The sequence below is a fragment of the Herbiconiux sp. J20-20 genome (genome assembly GCF_057365085.1).
Map to the genome: position 1 here is coordinate 1384398 of NZ_CP195122.1, position 15001 is coordinate 1399398.

The window sequence follows — 15001 nt, forward strand, 5'->3', positions numbered from 1 at the left end:
TTACGCCTCGGCTCCTGCGGTAGCGGGCGCGGCTTCGGCACGGGGGCCACGGCCGCGCGGGCCGCCGTCACGACGCTCGGGGCGCGACGACTTCTGAGCCGCCTGCTCACGAGCAAGTTCCTTGTTGGTGATGTCACCCTTGTAGATCCACACCTTGACTCCGATGCGACCGAAGGTGGTGCGGGCCTCGTAGAAGCCGTAGTCGATGTTCGCGCGCAGCGTGTGCAGCGGCACACGACCCTCGCGGTAGAACTCCGACCGGCTCATCTCGGCGCCACCCAGACGGCCCGACACCTGGATGCGAACACCCTTGGCGCCGGCGCGCTGAGCGCCCTGCAGACCCTTGCGCATCGCGCGACGGAAGGCGACACGAGCAGAGAGCTGCTCGGCGATTCCCTGCGCGACCAGCTGCGCCTCGGCCTCGGGGTTCTTCACCTCGAGGATGTTGAGCTGGATCTGCTTCTTGGTGAGCTTCTCGAGGTCGGCGCGGATGCGCTCGGCCTCGGCGCCGCGGCGACCGATCACGATGCCGGGACGCGCGGTGTGGATGTCGACACGCACGCGGTCACGGGTGCGCTCGATTTCGATGCGAGCAACACCAGCGCGGTCCAGGCTCGTCTTGAGCAGGTTGCGGATCTTGATGTCCTCGGCCACGAAGTCGGCGTAGCGCTGACCGGGCTTGGTCGAGTCGGCGAACCAGCGCGACACGTGGTCGGTGGTGATGCCGAGACGGAAACCGTACGGGTTGACCTTCTGGCCCATTACTTCTTCCCTGCCTTCTGCGTCGGCGCTGCCTTCGAGACGAGCTCGTCCGGCGTCGCCAGCACGACGGTGATGTGGCTCGTGCGCTTCAGGATCTTGAAGGCGCGGCCCTGGGCACGCGGACGGAAGCGCTTGAGCGTCGTTCCCTCGTCGACGTAGGCCTTGGCGATGACCAGGTCCTGCTCGTCGAGGAAGGTGTTCGAGGCATCCGCCTTCACACGTGCGTTCGCCATGGCCGAGGCCACGAGCTTGTAGATCGGCTCGCTGGCGCTCTGCGGCGCGAACTTCAGGATGGCGAGAGCCTCCTGAGCCTGCTTGCCGCGGATGATGTCCACGATGCGACGAGCCTTCATGGGCGTGACGCGGATGTGCTTCACGCGGGCGATCGACTCAACCATCAGCGACGCCGTCCCTTCTTGTCGTCCTTCTCGTGCCCACGGAAAGTGCGGGTGGGCGCGAACTCGCCGAGCTTGTGCCCGACCATGGTCTCGGTCACGAAGACCGGGATGTGCTTGCGACCGTCGTGCACGGCGATGGTGTGTCCCAGCATGGCGGGGACGATCATCGAACGGCGCGACCAGGTCTTGATCACGTTCTTGGAGCCTGCATCGTTCTGGGCCTGAACCTTGCGGAACAGGTGGTCGTCGACGAAAGGACCCTTCTTGAGACTGCGCGGCATCTTCTTCTACCTCTACTTGCGCTTCTTGCCGACGGTACGACGACGGACGATGAGCTTGTCGCTTTCCTTGTTCGGACGGCGCGTACGGCCCTCCTTCTGACCCCACGGGCTGACCGGGTGGCGTCCACCGGAGGTCTTGCCCTCACCACCACCGTGCGGGTGGTCGATCGGGTTCATGGCGACACCACGGACGGTCGGGCGGACGCCCTTCCAGCGCAGACGGCCGGCCTTGCCCCAGTTGATGTTCGACTGCTCGGCGTTGCCGACCTCGCCGATCGTCGCGCGGCAGCGCAGGTCGACGTTGCGGATCTCGCCCGAGGGCAGACGCAGCTGGGCGTAGGGGCCGTCCTTGGCGACGAGACGGACCGAGGCACCAGCCGAACGGGCCATCTTCGCTCCGCCACCGGGGCGCAGCTCGATCGCGTGGATGACGGTACCGACCGGGATGTTCTTCAGCGGCAGGTTGTTGCCGGGCTTGATGTCGGCCGAGGGACCCGACTCGACGATGTCGCCCTGCGACAGCTTGTTCGGCGCGAGGATGTAGCGCTTGGTGCCGTCCACGAAATGCAGGAGCGCGATGCGCGCCGTGCGGTTCGGGTCGTACTCGATGTGCGCGACCTTCGCGTCGACGCCGTCCTTGTCATTGCGACGGAAGTCGATGAGTCGGTACTGACGCTTGTGACCGCCACCGATGTGACGCGTGGTGATGCGTCCGGTGTTGTTGCGGCCACCCGTCTTGGGCAGCGGGCGAACGAGCGACTTCTCGGGCGTCGAGCGCGTGATCTCCGCGAAATCGGCGACCGACGAGCCACGACGACCGGGGGTCGTCGGCTTGTACTTGCGAATTGCCATGATGGTCTCCTGAGGTCCTAGCCGACAGCCGTGAAGATGTCGATCGAACCGGACTTGAGGGTGACGATCGCGCGCTTGGTGTCCTTGCGCTTACCGGCACCGAAACGCGTACGACGGGTCTTGCCGTTGCGGTTGAGGGTGTTCACCGACGCGACCTTCACGTTGAAGATCTTCTCGATGGCGAGCTTGATCTCGGTCTTGTTCGAGCGGGGGTCCACCTCGAAGGTGTACTTCCCGTCATCGATCAGGCCGTAGCTCTTCTCGCTCACGACGGGCGCGAGGATGATGTCGCGCGGGTCCTTGTTGTAGCCGCTCATGCGCTGGCCTCTTCCTTGTTCGACTTCGAGGCGACGAACGACTCGAAGGCACCCTTGGTGAAGACGATGTCGTCGCTGACGACCACGTCGTAGGCGTTGAGCTGGTCCGCGAACAGCACGTGCACGTTGCGGAGGTTCCGCACGCTCTTCGCGCTGACCTCGTCGCTGCGCTCGAGCACGACGAGCACGTTCTTGCTCGTGGCGACCTGCGTCAGCAGCGAGACGGCGGTCTTGGTGCTGGGCGCCTCGGACAGGCCGAAGCTCTCAACGACGTGCAGACGCTCGCCGCGCGCGCGGTCCGAGATGACACCGAGCAGTGCCGCGGCGATCATCTTCTTGGGGGTGCGCTGCGAGTAGTCGCGCGGGACCGGTCCGTGGACGATGCCACCGCCGCGGTGCTGCGGCATGCGGATCGAGCCCTGACGAGCACGGCCGGTGCCCTTCTGCTTGAACGGCTTGGTGCCGGAACCCGACACCTCGCCGCGACCCTTGACCTTGTGCGTTCCCTGGCGGGCGGCCGCGAGCTGCGCGGTCACCACCTGGTGGATCAGCGGGACGTTGGTCTGGACGTCGAAGATCGAAGCGGGCAGCTCAACCGAGCCGGACTTCTTTCCCTTCGCGTCGATGACGTCGACAGTGGTGTTAGCCATGACGATCACGCACCCTTCACGGCGTTGCGGACGAACACGATGCGGCCACGCGCGCCGGGAACGGCGCCCTTGACCAGCAGGAGGCCCTTCTCGGCGTCCACGGCGTGGACCTTGAGGCCCTGAACCGTGACGCGGTCGCCACCCATGCGGCCGGCCATGCGCATGCCCTTGAAGACGCGGCTGGGCGTCGAGGAGGCACCGATCGAGCCGGGCTTGCGGTGGTTGCGGTGCGCACCGTGCGAGGCGGAGACGCCCTTGAAGTTGTGGCGCTTCATGACACCGGCGAAGCCCTTGCCCTTGCTCGTGCCGACGACGTCGACGAACTGGCCGGCTTCGAAGATGTCCACGCTGAGCTCCTGGCCCGGGGTGTACTCGGCAGCGTCGGCCGTCCGAACCTCGGTGAGGTGGCGGCGCGGCGTGACGCCGGCCTTCTCGAAGTGGCCAGCGGCGGGCTTGTTGACCTTGCGGGGGTCGATCTGCCCGTAGGCGATCTGAACCGCGGCGTAGCCGTCCTTCTCCACCGAGCGGACCTGGGTCACGACATTCGGGGAGATCTGGACGACGGTCACCGGAACGAGCTTGTTGTTCTCATCCCAGACCTGGGTCATGCCGAGCTTGGTGCCGAGCAGACCCTTGGTCGTCTTGACTGCAGACATTGGAGTTTCCTTGATTTCTGAGCGCCAGTCGCGGGGACTAGAGCTTGATCTCGATGTTGACGTCGGCGGGGAGGTCGAGGCGCATGAGCGAGTCGACCGCCTTGGGAGTGGGGTCGATGATGTCGATCAGACGCTTGTGGGTGCGCTTCTCGAAGTGCTCGCGGCTGTCCTTGTACTTGTGGGGAGAACGGATCACGGTGACCACGTTCTTCTCCGTCGGAAGCGGAACCGGACCGACCACGGTGGCACCCGCACGGGTGACCGTGTCAACGATCTTGCGCGCCGAGGCGTCGAGGCCAGCGTGGTCGTATGACTTCAGCCGGATGCGGATCTTCTGTCCCGCCATGTGCATCTCTCTTCTCTGTCTCACACCTCGCGTCGCGAGGCATCGCGCAACAACGTCCGGTTCTTCACGAACCTTTCGTGCTGACGCACCACTGTTCTTCTGTCAATCCACCCCGCTCGCCGGCACGCGCGCGCGAACGCACGAATTCCCGGCAAGGATTGGATTCGATTGAAGCTTTGTTCTGCTCCCCGCGGCCTAGCCTGCGTCAGAACCGTAGTTCCGGCGGCTATGCACTGCCTGGCAGTGATCCGCGCACCGAAGCGCGGAATGTCGAACTAGAAGAGTTTGCCACACCCCGGCATTTGCTGCAACCCGGGCGTGTCGTGCTTTCTGGCGACGCCGCCGCTCCTGCGGCGTCGCGCGCTCCGCGCACCGAGCGCGGTCGCTGCGCTTCGCGAAATCCGCTCAAGTCGACGCCCGCAAACGCCCCCGCCGCTGCTGCGGCGTCGCGCGCTCCGGGGCGCGAAAAAGCCCGGCGCAGCGGGGGCACCGGGCTTTCGAGACGGCGACGGCTAGTCGGTGCCGACGGCCCCGTCAGCGGCGTCGCGCGCGTCAGAGATCTGCTCCGTGAACTTGCCGCCGGTCACGTCGTCCGCAACGTCCTCGAGCTTGTCGAGCACGTTGTCGCTGATGTCCTCCGCCTGCTCGCTCTTGAGCGCGTCCTGGACCTGGTCGCTCTCGAGGAAGTCCTTGGCCTTGTCGCCGAGGTCGCCGATGTCGAATCCCATGAGTCCTCTTCCTGCCGCGGAGCAGTTCCCCGCGCGCGCCTCCATTCTTCGGGCTCCGGCCAGCCACGGCAAGCCGTGCCCCCGAAGGCCTCCCGGGAACGACGAACGGGGCCGAGCCTTGCGGCTCGACCCCGTTCGCGGAAGTACGAAGGTACTTACTTGTTGATCTTCGTGACCTTGCCGGCGCCCACGGTGCGGCCACCCTCACGGATGGCGAAGCCGAGGCCCTCCTCCATGGCGATGGGCTGGATCAGCTCAACCGTCATGTCGGTGGTGTCGCCGGGCATGACCATCTCGGTGCCCTCGGGCAGCGTGATGACGCCGGTGACGTCGGTGGTGCGGAAGTAGAACTGCGGGCGGTAGTTGCCGTAGAACGGGTTGTGACGCCCACCCTCGTCCTTGGACAGGATGTACGCCGTGCCCTCGAAGTTGGTGTGCGGCGTGACCGAGCCCGGCTTCACGACGACCTGGCCGCGCTCGACGTCCTCGCGCTTGGTGCCGCGGAGGAGCAGACCACAGTTCTCGCCGGCCCAGGCCTCGTCGAGCTGCTTGTGGAACATCTCGATACCCGTGACCGTGGTCTTCTGCGTCGGGCGGATGCCGACGATCTCGACCTCGGAGTTGATCGCGAGGGTGCCGCGCTCGGCGCGACCCGTCACGACGGTTCCACGACCGGTGATGGTGAAGACGTCCTCGATGGGCATGAGGAACGGCTTGTCCTTGTCACGCACCGGGTCGGGGATGTTGTCGTCGACGGCCTGCATGAGCTCGACGATCTTCTCGCTCCACTCGGCGTCGCCCTCGAGAGCCTTGAGGCCCGAGACGCGCACGACCGGCGCGTTGTCGCCGTCGAAGTCCTGGCTCGAGAGGAGCTCGCGCACCTCGAGCTCGACGAGCTCGAGGATCTCCTCGTCGTCGACCATGTCGGACTTGTTGAGCGCGACCAGCAGGTACGGCACGCCGACCTGCTTGGCGAGCAGCACGTGCTCACGGGTCTGCGCCATCGGGCCGTCGGTCGCCGCAACCACGAGGATCGCGCCGTCCATCTGGGCCGCACCGGTGATCATGTTCTTGATGTAGTCAGCGTGACCGGGGGCGTCGACGTGCGCGTAGTGGCGCTTCGGGGTCTCGTACTCGACGTGCGAGATGTTGATCGTGATACCACGCTGGCGCTCTTCCGGCGCCGAGTCGATCGAGGCGAAGTCGCGCAGCACGTTGACATCCGAGGGGTACTTCTCTGCGAGAACCTTCGAGATGGCAGCGGTGAGGGTCGTCTTGCCGTGGTCGACGTGACCGATCGTTCCGATGTTGACGTGCGGCTTGGTCCGCTCGAACTTGGCCTTAGCCACTTGGGTCCTCCTCAGGACTCGGCGCGGAACCCGGATGGTTTCCGGATGATCCGCTGTTTGGGTACTTGGTTACTTTAGTGGGGTTCGCAGACGAGAGACCTGAAAGGTCACTCGCCCTTGCTCTTCTGGACGATCTCGTCGGCCACGGCCTTGGGGACCTCAGCGTAGGAGTCGAACGTCATCGAGTACACCGCGCGACCCGAGGTCTTCGAGCGCAGGTCGCCGACGTATCCGAACATCTCGGACAGCGGGACCTTTGCCGACACGACCTTCACGCCGGTGGCGTCCTCCATGGACTGGATCTGACCGCGCCGCGAGTTGAGGTCGCCGATGACGTCGCCCATGTACTCCTCGGGCGTACGCACCTCGACCGCCATCAGCGGCTCGAGCAGAACGGGACTCGCCTTGCGCGCGGCCTCCTTGTAGGCCATCGATCCGGCGATCTTGAACGCCATCTCCGAAGAGTCGACGTCGTGCGAGGCACCGTCGAGGAGCGTCGCCTTGACGCCCACCGTCGGGAAGCCGGCGAGCACGCCGACCTGCATCGCGTCCTGAATTCCGTGATCCACCGAGGGGATGTACTCGCGCGGAACGCGACCACCCGTCACGGCGTTCTCGAATTCGTAGGTCGTCTCCGGAGTGACCTCCAGCGGCTCGAGCTTGATCTGGATCTTTGCGAACTGACCCGATCCACCCGTCTGCTTCTTGTGGGTGTAGTCGAACTTCTCGATCGTCTTGCGAATGGTCTCGCGGTAGGCGACCTGCGGCTTGCCGACGTTCGCCTCGACGTTGAACTCGCGCTTCATGCGGTCGACCAGGATGTCGAGGTGCAGCTCGCCCATTCCCTTGATGACGGTCTGACCCGTCTCCTGGTTCTGCTCCGTGCGGAACGTGGGGTCTTCCTCGGCGAGCTTCTGGATCGCCGTTCCCAGCTTCTCCTGGTCGGCCTTGGTCTTGGGCTCGATCGCGACCTCGATGACCGGCTCGGGGAAGGTCATCGACTCGAGGACGACCTGCTCCTGCATGTCCGAGAGGGTGTCACCGGTGGTGGTGTCCTTCAGACCGATCACGGCGTAGATGTGACCGGCGCTGACGCTGTCGACCGGGTTCTCCTTGTTGGCGTGCATCTGGAAGATCTTCCCGATGCGCTCCTTCTTGCCCTTGGTCGAGTTGGCGACCTGCGAGCCCGACTCGATGGTGCCCGAGTAGACGCGGATGTAGGTGAGACGGCCGAAGAACGGGTGCACCGCAACCTTGAACGCGAGCGCCGAGAAGGGCTCGGTCGAGGAGGGCTTGCGGATGATCTCCTTCTCCTCGTCACGCGGGTCGTGCGCGACCATGTCGGGCACGTCCAGCGGGCTGGGGAGGTAGTCGACGACCGCATCGAGCATCGGCTGCACGCCGCGGTTCTTGAACGCCGAGCCGCAGAGCACCGGGTAGAGCTCGCTCGCGATCGTCATCTTGCGGATCGCGCCCTTGATCTCGGCGACGGTGAGCTCTTCGCCCGCGAAGAACTTCTCGAGCAGTGCGTCGTCGCTCTCGGCGACGGTCTCGAGAAGCATCTGGCGGTACTCGTTGGCCTTGTCGACCAGGTCGGCCGGGATCTCTTCGATCTCGTACTTGGCGCCCATCTGGACGTCACCCTTGGAGTCGCCGCGCCAGGTGAGCGCGCGCATCTCGACCAGGTCGACGACACCCTCGAAGGTGTTCTCGAAGCCGATCGGGATCTGCAGCACGAGCGGCTTGGCGCCGAGGCGCTTCACGATGGTGTCGACCGTGTAGTAGAAGTCGGCACCGAGCTTGTCCATCTTGTTGACGAAGCAGATGCGCGGAACGTCGTACTTGTCGGCCTGACGCCACACGGTCTCGGACTGGGGCTCGACGCCCTCCTTGCCGTCGAACACGGCGACGGCGCCGTCGAGGACGCGGAGCGAGCGCTCCACCTCGACGGTGAAGTCGACGTGACCGGGCGTGTCGATGATGTTGATCTGGTGCTTGTCCCAGAAGCAGGTCGTCGCGGCCGACGTGATCGTGATGCCGCGCTCCTGCTCCTGCGCCATCCAGTCCATCGTGGCTGCGCCATCGTGGACTTCACCGATCTTGTGGGTGATACCCGTGTAGAACAGGATGCGCTCGGTGGTCGTGGTCTTTCCCGCATCGATGTGAGCCATGATGCCGATGTTGCGGACCTTGGTCAGGTCAGTGAGCACGTCCTGTGCCACGGGCAGTTCCTAACGTTAGAAGTTGATGTGGGGGGCCGGTCGAGCAGGCGCGAAGCGGCGGCTCGAAACCAGGGTCTCGATCCGCGCTCGCGCGCTGCTCGACCAGCTGCTGGCTACCAGCGGTAGTGAGCGAATGCCTTGTTGGCTTCGGCCATCTTGTGCGTGTCTTCACGACGCTTGACGGCCGCGCCGAGACCGTTCGACGCGTCGAGGATCTCGTTGGTGAGACGCTCGGTCATCGTCTTCTCACGACGCGACTTGGCGTAGCTGGTCAGCCAGCGCAGCGCGAGAGTGTTCGCACGGTGCGGCTTGACCTCAACGGGGACCTGGTACGTCGATCCACCGACACGACGGCTCTTGACCTCGAGGGTCGGGCGCACGTTGTCGAGCGCCTTCTTGAGAACCTGGACGGCATCCTGACCGGACTTCTGAGCGACTCCGTCGAGCGCGCCGTAGACGATGCGCTGAGCGAGGTCCTTCTTGCCGTCGAGGAGGATCTTGTTGACGAGCTGGCTGACGACCTGCGCGCCGTACACCGGATCGGCGACGACGGGACGCTTCGGGGCGGGACCCTTACGAGGCATTACTTCTTGTCCTTCTTCGCGCCGTAGCGGCTGCGGGCCTGCTGACGGTTCTTGACGGCCTGGGTGTCGAGCGCGCCGCGCACGATCTTGTAGCGCACGCCGGGGAGGTCCTTCACACGACCGCCGCGGACGAGCACCATCGAGTGCTCCTGCAGGTTGTGGCCCTCGCCGGGAATGTAGGCGGTGACCTCGGTGCCGTTGGAAAGCTTGACGCGCGCGACCTTGCGAAGGGCCGAGTTCGGCTTCTTCGGGGTGGTCGTGTAGACGCGGGTGCAAACCCCGCGCTGCTGCGGATTGGCCTTCAGCGCCGGCGCCTTGGTCTTGACGACCTTCGGCGTCCGGCCCTTGCGGACCAGCTGTTGAATGGTGGGCAAAAGTGCTCCTCAATAATCGCTGCACGGTGACAGCGGCTGATGGGTGGTAAATCGTCCATCGGGATCCATCCGCGAGCCGGAACCGACTCGCGTGTGTGTGATGGATATGCCGTGGGGGCCACCCGCGTCGAATCGCTTCGACGGGCGTGACCCTCTGGATGCGCTCAACTCGCTCCGACTCCCGACACACGCGACCGAGGTTGCGGGAGCACGGGGAATCGTGTGCGAAGAGCACACACGCAGTCGATGATAGTCCGGCGCGTAACCGGGCGCAATGTCGCGACGGTCGTGCACCTCGCGTCCTACGGCGTCGGCGTCGCGCTCTCCGTCGGAACCGGCGTCTCCGTCGTGGTCGGCGTGGGCGTCGGCGTGGGCGTCTCGGCGGCCTCCGGATCCGTCTCGGCCACCGCCAGCACGAGAGCCTCGGGCCGCAGCAGCGCGTACATCGCCCCGGAGATGGTGACCGAGATCGAGGAATCCGACGACGTCGTCGCCAACTGGGTCACGAGGACGAACCGATCGCTCGTCTGCACGCCGTGCACGAACTTGAGCACCTCGGACCAGCCGCCGTCGACCGTGATCGTGATCGGGATCAGGACGAAGTTCTCGGCCGTGATGCGAGCGTCGGTGACCGGGTTGGGCGCCAGCTCGGGATCGACGGCGTCGCCGGCGGGCTCGGCGTACGGAGTCGAGTCCCCGAGGGTGATCGCCGTGATGGTGACGTCGGCCTTGCCGGCGAGCGCATTGAGACCCGTGATGAACGCTGACGCATCGACATCGCTCGGGATCGCCTGCTCGAACTCGCGAGCCTGCGCGGCCAGAATCGGCAGCTCCGACTCGGCCTCCTGCAGCTGAAGGATGACCGACTCGAGCGCGGCGTTCTGCGTCTTCGTGCTGGCGAGCTCGGCGTCCGCGGACGCGCGCGCGGCCAGCAGCGGCGCGACGCCGAGGAACCATCCGCCCGCGAGGACGGCGATGACAACGAACGTGGTGATCAGCGCCCAGATGCGCGTCCCGATATTCACTGGTCGTCTCCCTCGTTGTCGGCTGCGTCGTCATCGCTGCCGGCGGTCTGCGCGGCGGCCGCATCGGCGACGAGCCGATTCGTGTAGGCCTCGGCATCGATGTGCATGGTGATGCTGGCGCTGTAGCCCTCACCGCTGGAGGACAGCACCACGCTTCCCGGGGTGGCGTCCACGAAGCCGGGGAGGCCACGCAGGCTGTCGAGCCAGTCCGGGATGGATGGCAGCTCGTCGCTCAGAGCCGAGAACTGCAGCGTCGCGATGCGGGCGCCCTGGAGTGGCACTGTCGACTGCGGGTACTGCTCGGTGATGGTCGAGGCGTCCACGGTGAAGCTCTCCAGCGTCACCCCCTTCGGCAGCGAGTCCTGCACGCGCGTCAGGTAATCGAGCCAGTCGATCTCCGTCGACCCCCCGACCGCGAGGGCCGCTTCGCCGAGCGCGACCGCGTTGAGCGTGTTCTGCACCTGCGAGTACTCGAGCTGCTGCTCCTGGAGCTCCGCGGTCCGACGCTGTTCGGCGGCCAGGGCCACGGAGCTGACGAACGAGAAGTACCAGGCGGCGCCGATACCGGCTGCCACCACGACGATCGCCGCGAACATCAGCAGGCGAAGGCCGCGCTGGATGCCGAGCTGGCGCTGCCGCTCCCCCATCTCCGGGGGCAGCAGCGAGACCCGCGGCGAACCCCCGGCGAGCGAGGTGCGAGCCGCTTTTGTCGCCGCGCGGGACGACTGAGCGTGAGTTCCGGTGCTCATCCTTTGTTCCCCAGAGTCAGGCCGACGGCGACCGGCACGCCGGCCGCTCCCACGGCGAGTTGGTCGCGATCGACGGATCGCGCGAGTCGAAGATGCTCCAGCGGCTCCGGGACGAGCAGCTGAAGGCGCGTCGCGTCCGCCAGCGCCCCGGAGAAGCCCGGAAGCTGAGCGCCGCCGCCGGTCAGCACGATGCGGTCGACCGCCGCGCCGGGGCGGCTCGAGAGATAGAAGCTCACGGTGTTGCGGATCGCCGCGATCAGGTCACCGCTCACGCGATACACGATCTCGACCGCGGGTCGCGTGTCGACCGTGACCCCCTGGGTCGCCAGACCCAGCCGGCGCTTGAGCTGGTCGGCCTGGCGCTCGTCGAATCCGAGCTCGGTGGTCAGGGCGCGGTCGATGTCGTCGCCGCCGCTCTGCACGATGCGCACGAAGCGCGGAACCCCGTCCACCACGATCGTCACGATCGTGGTGTGGGCGCCGACATGGACGAGAGCGGAAGTCCCGCGCGCGATCTGCCCCGACACGACGGAGCGGCAGATCGCGAAGGGCACCAGATCGACGTCGAGAAGCTCGAGCTTCGCCGCACGAATGGTCTCCACCGTGGACACGACGCTCTCCTTGATCGCCGCGACGAGCAGTCCGCGCACGACGGGGGCGCCGTCCTCGACGTCATCCGCCGTCGGGTAGAAGTCCAGGAGCGCCTCGGCCACCGGCACCGGCAGCACGTCCTGTACCTGGAAAGGAAGCGTCTCGCGGATCCGGGTCATGGGCATCCGCGGCAGGCTCATCTCGCGCACGAGCACGCGGGGATTGCCGACACCCACGACCACCTTGCGCGACTTGAACTTGCCCTGGACCCAGAGCTGCTTGAGAGCCGACATCACCGTCTCGCGCTCGACGACGTCGCCGCGATCGACCGCCGTGACCGGCACCGAGATCTGGTGATAGCGCACGAGCGTGGGATTGGCGGTGGCCGCGCCCTGGACTTCCGCGGCGCGGATCACCCCGTGCCCGAAGTCCAGACCGACGATCGTCGATGCCATGAGGATTCTCCTTCGTAGGTCAGCCGAGGCCGACGAGGTTGAGGTAGGCGGCCGCAATCGGCTCACCGGCGAAGATGCCCACCCACGCGCCCGCGAACATCCACGGGCCGAACGGAATGGTGCGGTCCCGCCACGAACGTCGGATGGCGATCACGATAAGGCCTCCGACGGCGCCGAGCAGGAAGGCAGAGCCGAGACCGACCAGCAGGGGTGCCCAGCCGAGCGCGCCGAGGTACACGCCGAGAACGGCGGCGAGCTTCACGTCACCGAACCCCATGCCGCCGGGCCGCGCCACGGCCAGCACGAGGTACAGCGCGAACGAGCCCGCGGCGCCGACCGCCAACGGCACCAGCTGGTCGGCACGACCGGCCAGCAGCAGGGCCGGCACAAGAAGCACGACACCGGCGACGAACGCCAGGCCGACAAGCCGGTTGGGCAGGCGTCGGACATCCAGATCGATCGCGGACAGCGCGATGCTGAGCGCCGCGAGCACGAGATAGGCGAGGAGCGTGAGAGTCGCGGCCGCGAGCTCGGCCCCGGTTGCCGCGACCTCGATCGCGGGCGCGAACAGGAACGCGACGAGAACGAAAGCGACCGCACCCAGCAGCTCGACGAGCGGGTAGCGGACAGGGATCCGCATCCCGCAGTCGCGGCAGCGGCCACGCAGCACCAGCCACGACAGCACCGGCACGTTGTCGCGGCGTCGAATAGCGTGGCCGCATCCGGGGCAGCTCGAGGCAGGGTGCACCACCGACAGCCCGAGGGGCACGCGATGGATGACCACGTTCAGGAACGAGCCCACCGCGAGTCCCACGACGCCCGCGAGGACGATCACGACTGCGGTCATCGAGGCGCTCCGGTCGCGTCGAACGCCGCCGGAACGCCGGCAATCTGCGTGGTGCCGTAGCTCGTCGAGGTCGGCATCAGGTACTTCGGAGGCGCGGTGTAGGTCAGCCGCTGGTCGTAGTTGTAGTCCTTCGCGTAACCGGTGGAGACACCCCAGTAGCTGCCCGTTCCGACCGTTCCGCGGAACTTCTGCGCCATGCTGCCGACGATCGTCAGCGTGCCGCGATCGGAGCCCTCGGTGTAGTTCTGCACCTGGATGGTGTGCGCCACCGAGAGCAGCGAGGCGTAGATCGTGCGGTTCTTGCTCAGCAGGGCGTCGCACGACGACTTGCCGCACTCCATCGGGTTCCAGATCCACACGGCGTTCTGACCGACGACGCCGAGCATGTCCTCCTGGGTGTCGGCGTAGCGCAGATCGCCCGTGACGTAGACGTAGTTCTCGGCGGCGACCGTCATCCGGCCGTTGAGGGTGCCTTTGATGTACAGGTCGCCGTTCAGGCAGCCGTAGGCCGGCGTCGAGGACGTCGACGTCGACGGCAGGTCTTCGTCCGCCGTCGGGAACGCCTGCGTCGGCGAGTTCTTGTTGCCGATGTACCAGCCCTGATCGGCGCCCGTCGCGGTGCAGGTGAAGTTGTTGTAGCTGAACTTCTTGCTGCCGAGACCCGACGTCGTCGGGACGTTCGGGTCGCTCGAGGAGACCGGAACGTTCTGCACGTAGAGCAGGTTGAGATCGAGCACCGGAATCGTGGCGCCGTCCTTGTGCCCCAGCTGGCCCGAGCTGGTGCCCGGGGTGCCGCACTTCGACGGCGACGAGGCGCCCGAGGAGGTCGCGGCGATCTGGGTCTTCCGGGTGAACGGCGACCACACGGTCATCGTGCCGTTGCTGTTGAGCTGGATGACGGTCGGTCCGGTGTAGAGGCAGCCGGGGTCGGGGACCTCGGACGGCAGATCGTTGCGCGTCTCCTTCTTCATCTCCGCATTCGTCACCGGCATCGAGATCGTGCCGACGCGCTGCGCCGTCCCCGCCTTGAACGTCGGCGACGGGCATCCCGAGCCGCTGCCGTACAGCGGCGTGGTGGTGCTTGCCGTCGTCACGGCCCCCTCGAAGGTCGCCCCGCACATGTACAAGCGGTCGTTGGAGTGCACCTTGCCGCTGAAGGTGTCCGACGAGGCGAACTGGATCACCGAGCAGGAGGGCGAGCCCCACGAGTAGCCGGGAACCCCGCTCGTCTTCTCCGGCGGACGGTTCCACCAGTAGTTGGCGCAGTACGGGTCGTCGCCGGAGGTGAGCAGCGGATCCTGCGTCTCGAAGTCGGTGAAGTAGACGTAGTCGCTGAAGCCGTCCTGCCGCAGATCCGCGATCACCGATCGGGTCTGCTCGCCGACCAGTCCGGTCGATCGAATCCGGATCACTCCGGTCGAGGCGTAGGTGGAGTTGTCGACCTCGTAGCGGAACATCGCGTTGCCGTCGGAACCGGGAACGACCGCCCAGTCGGAACCGGCGGTGACGTTGAACGCATCGTTCGCATTGCTGCCGGTGGGGAGCGTGAGTCCGCTGCTCGCCGAGCTGAAAGCGGAGGCAGGGTTGCCGTAGCCCGCGTAACTCGCGTCGTTCTCGATTCGGCTCGAATAGTCCTCGATTCCGGCATAGGCGGCGGCGAGCGCCGCGTTCCAGTCGGCCTCGGTGTCGGCCTTGCGGGTCCCGTTCGCGGTGACGGCGAGAATCGTGGACGAGATGAGCACCAGGACGAGCCCGAGCCCCAAGACCATCGGCAGAACGTAGCCGTCTTCACGGCGGACAAGTCGTCGCAGCATC

18 protein-coding genes are annotated in these 15001 nt (G+C 66.3%); all 18 read right to left on the reverse strand.

The window, feature by feature from the left end:
- Positions 1 to 762, reverse strand: a complete 762-nt coding sequence (gene rpsC / locus ACR3ZA_RS06690; protein ID WP_294178363.1) for a 30S ribosomal protein S3 — start codon at positions 760 to 762, stop codon at positions 1 to 3.
- On the reverse strand, positions 762 to 1160 hold the full coding sequence (gene rplV, locus ACR3ZA_RS06695; RefSeq protein ID WP_473661223.1) for a 50S ribosomal protein L22: 399 nt from the start codon (positions 1158 to 1160) through the stop codon (positions 762 to 764). Before rplV ends, rpsC begins: the two co-directional genes overlap by 1 nt.
- On the reverse strand, positions 1160 to 1441 hold the full coding sequence (gene rpsS / locus ACR3ZA_RS06700) for a 30S ribosomal protein S19 (protein WP_473661224.1): 282 nt from the start codon (positions 1439 to 1441) through the stop codon (positions 1160 to 1162). Before rpsS ends, rplV begins: the two co-directional genes overlap by 1 nt.
- A gap of 12 nt (positions 1442 to 1453) precedes the next feature.
- Positions 1454 to 2293 (reverse strand): 50S ribosomal protein L2, encoded by an 840-nt coding sequence (gene rplB, locus ACR3ZA_RS06705; protein ID WP_294178367.1) that lies wholly within the window; start codon positions 2291 to 2293, stop codon positions 1454 to 1456.
- Positions 2294 to 2310: 17 nt separating this feature from the next.
- A complete protein-coding gene (gene rplW / locus ACR3ZA_RS06710) occupies positions 2311 to 2610 on the reverse strand; it encodes a 50S ribosomal protein L23 (protein ID WP_473661225.1) in 300 nt (99 codons plus the stop codon).
- Positions 2607 to 3260, reverse strand: a complete 654-nt coding sequence (gene rplD / locus ACR3ZA_RS06715; protein ID WP_473661226.1) for a 50S ribosomal protein L4 — start codon at positions 3258 to 3260, stop codon at positions 2607 to 2609. Before rplD ends, rplW begins: the two co-directional genes overlap by 4 nt.
- Positions 3261 to 3265: 5 nt before the next feature.
- On the reverse strand, positions 3266 to 3916 hold the full coding sequence (rplC, locus tag ACR3ZA_RS06720; protein ID WP_473661227.1) for a 50S ribosomal protein L3: 651 nt from the start codon (positions 3914 to 3916) through the stop codon (positions 3266 to 3268).
- A 37-nt stretch (positions 3917 to 3953) separates the two neighbouring features.
- Positions 3954 to 4262, reverse strand: coding sequence for a 30S ribosomal protein S10 (gene rpsJ, locus ACR3ZA_RS06725; RefSeq protein ID WP_294178374.1), 309 nt, complete (start codon positions 4260 to 4262; stop codon positions 3954 to 3956).
- A 512-nt stretch (positions 4263 to 4774) separates the two neighbouring features.
- Entirely contained in the window at positions 4775 to 4990 is a 216-nt protein-coding gene (locus ACR3ZA_RS06730) for an Rv0909 family putative TA system antitoxin (protein WP_473661228.1), read from the reverse strand.
- Between the two features lie 155 nt (positions 4991 to 5145).
- A complete protein-coding gene (gene tuf, locus ACR3ZA_RS06735) occupies positions 5146 to 6339 on the reverse strand; it encodes an elongation factor Tu (protein ID WP_473661229.1) in 1194 nt (397 codons plus the stop codon).
- A 107-nt stretch (positions 6340 to 6446) separates the two neighbouring features.
- Positions 6447 to 8561 (reverse strand): elongation factor G, encoded by a 2115-nt coding sequence (gene fusA, locus ACR3ZA_RS06740; protein ID WP_473661230.1) that lies wholly within the window; start codon positions 8559 to 8561, stop codon positions 6447 to 6449.
- 113 nt (positions 8562 to 8674) lie between these two features.
- Complete coding sequence (gene rpsG / locus ACR3ZA_RS06745) at positions 8675 to 9145, reverse strand: 30S ribosomal protein S7 (RefSeq protein ID WP_294178381.1); 471 nt, start codon at positions 9143 to 9145, stop codon at positions 8675 to 8677.
- Positions 9145 to 9519, reverse strand: a complete 375-nt coding sequence (rpsL, locus tag ACR3ZA_RS06750; protein WP_141145283.1) for a 30S ribosomal protein S12 — start codon at positions 9517 to 9519, stop codon at positions 9145 to 9147. Before rpsL ends, rpsG begins: the two co-directional genes overlap by 1 nt.
- Before the next feature lie 302 nt (positions 9520 to 9821).
- Positions 9822 to 10544, reverse strand: a complete 723-nt coding sequence (locus ACR3ZA_RS06755) for a hypothetical protein (protein WP_473661231.1) — start codon at positions 10542 to 10544, stop codon at positions 9822 to 9824.
- On the reverse strand, positions 10541 to 11293 hold the full coding sequence (locus tag ACR3ZA_RS06760; RefSeq protein ID WP_473661232.1) for a PilN domain-containing protein: 753 nt from the start codon (positions 11291 to 11293) through the stop codon (positions 10541 to 10543). Before ACR3ZA_RS06760 ends, ACR3ZA_RS06755 begins: the two co-directional genes overlap by 4 nt.
- A complete protein-coding gene (gene pilM / locus ACR3ZA_RS06765) occupies positions 11290 to 12339 on the reverse strand; it encodes a type IV pilus assembly protein PilM (RefSeq protein WP_473661233.1) in 1050 nt (349 codons plus the stop codon). Before pilM ends, ACR3ZA_RS06760 begins: the two co-directional genes overlap by 4 nt.
- Before the next feature lie 19 nt (positions 12340 to 12358).
- Positions 12359 to 13186: a prepilin peptidase gene (locus tag ACR3ZA_RS06770; protein ID WP_473661234.1), complete on the reverse strand. Its 828-nt coding sequence runs from the start codon at positions 13184 to 13186 to the stop codon at positions 12359 to 12361.
- Positions 13183 to 15000, reverse strand: a complete 1818-nt coding sequence (locus ACR3ZA_RS06775; protein WP_473661235.1) for a hypothetical protein — start codon at positions 14998 to 15000, stop codon at positions 13183 to 13185. Before ACR3ZA_RS06775 ends, ACR3ZA_RS06770 begins: the two co-directional genes overlap by 4 nt.
- Position 15001 lies beyond the last annotated feature (1 nt).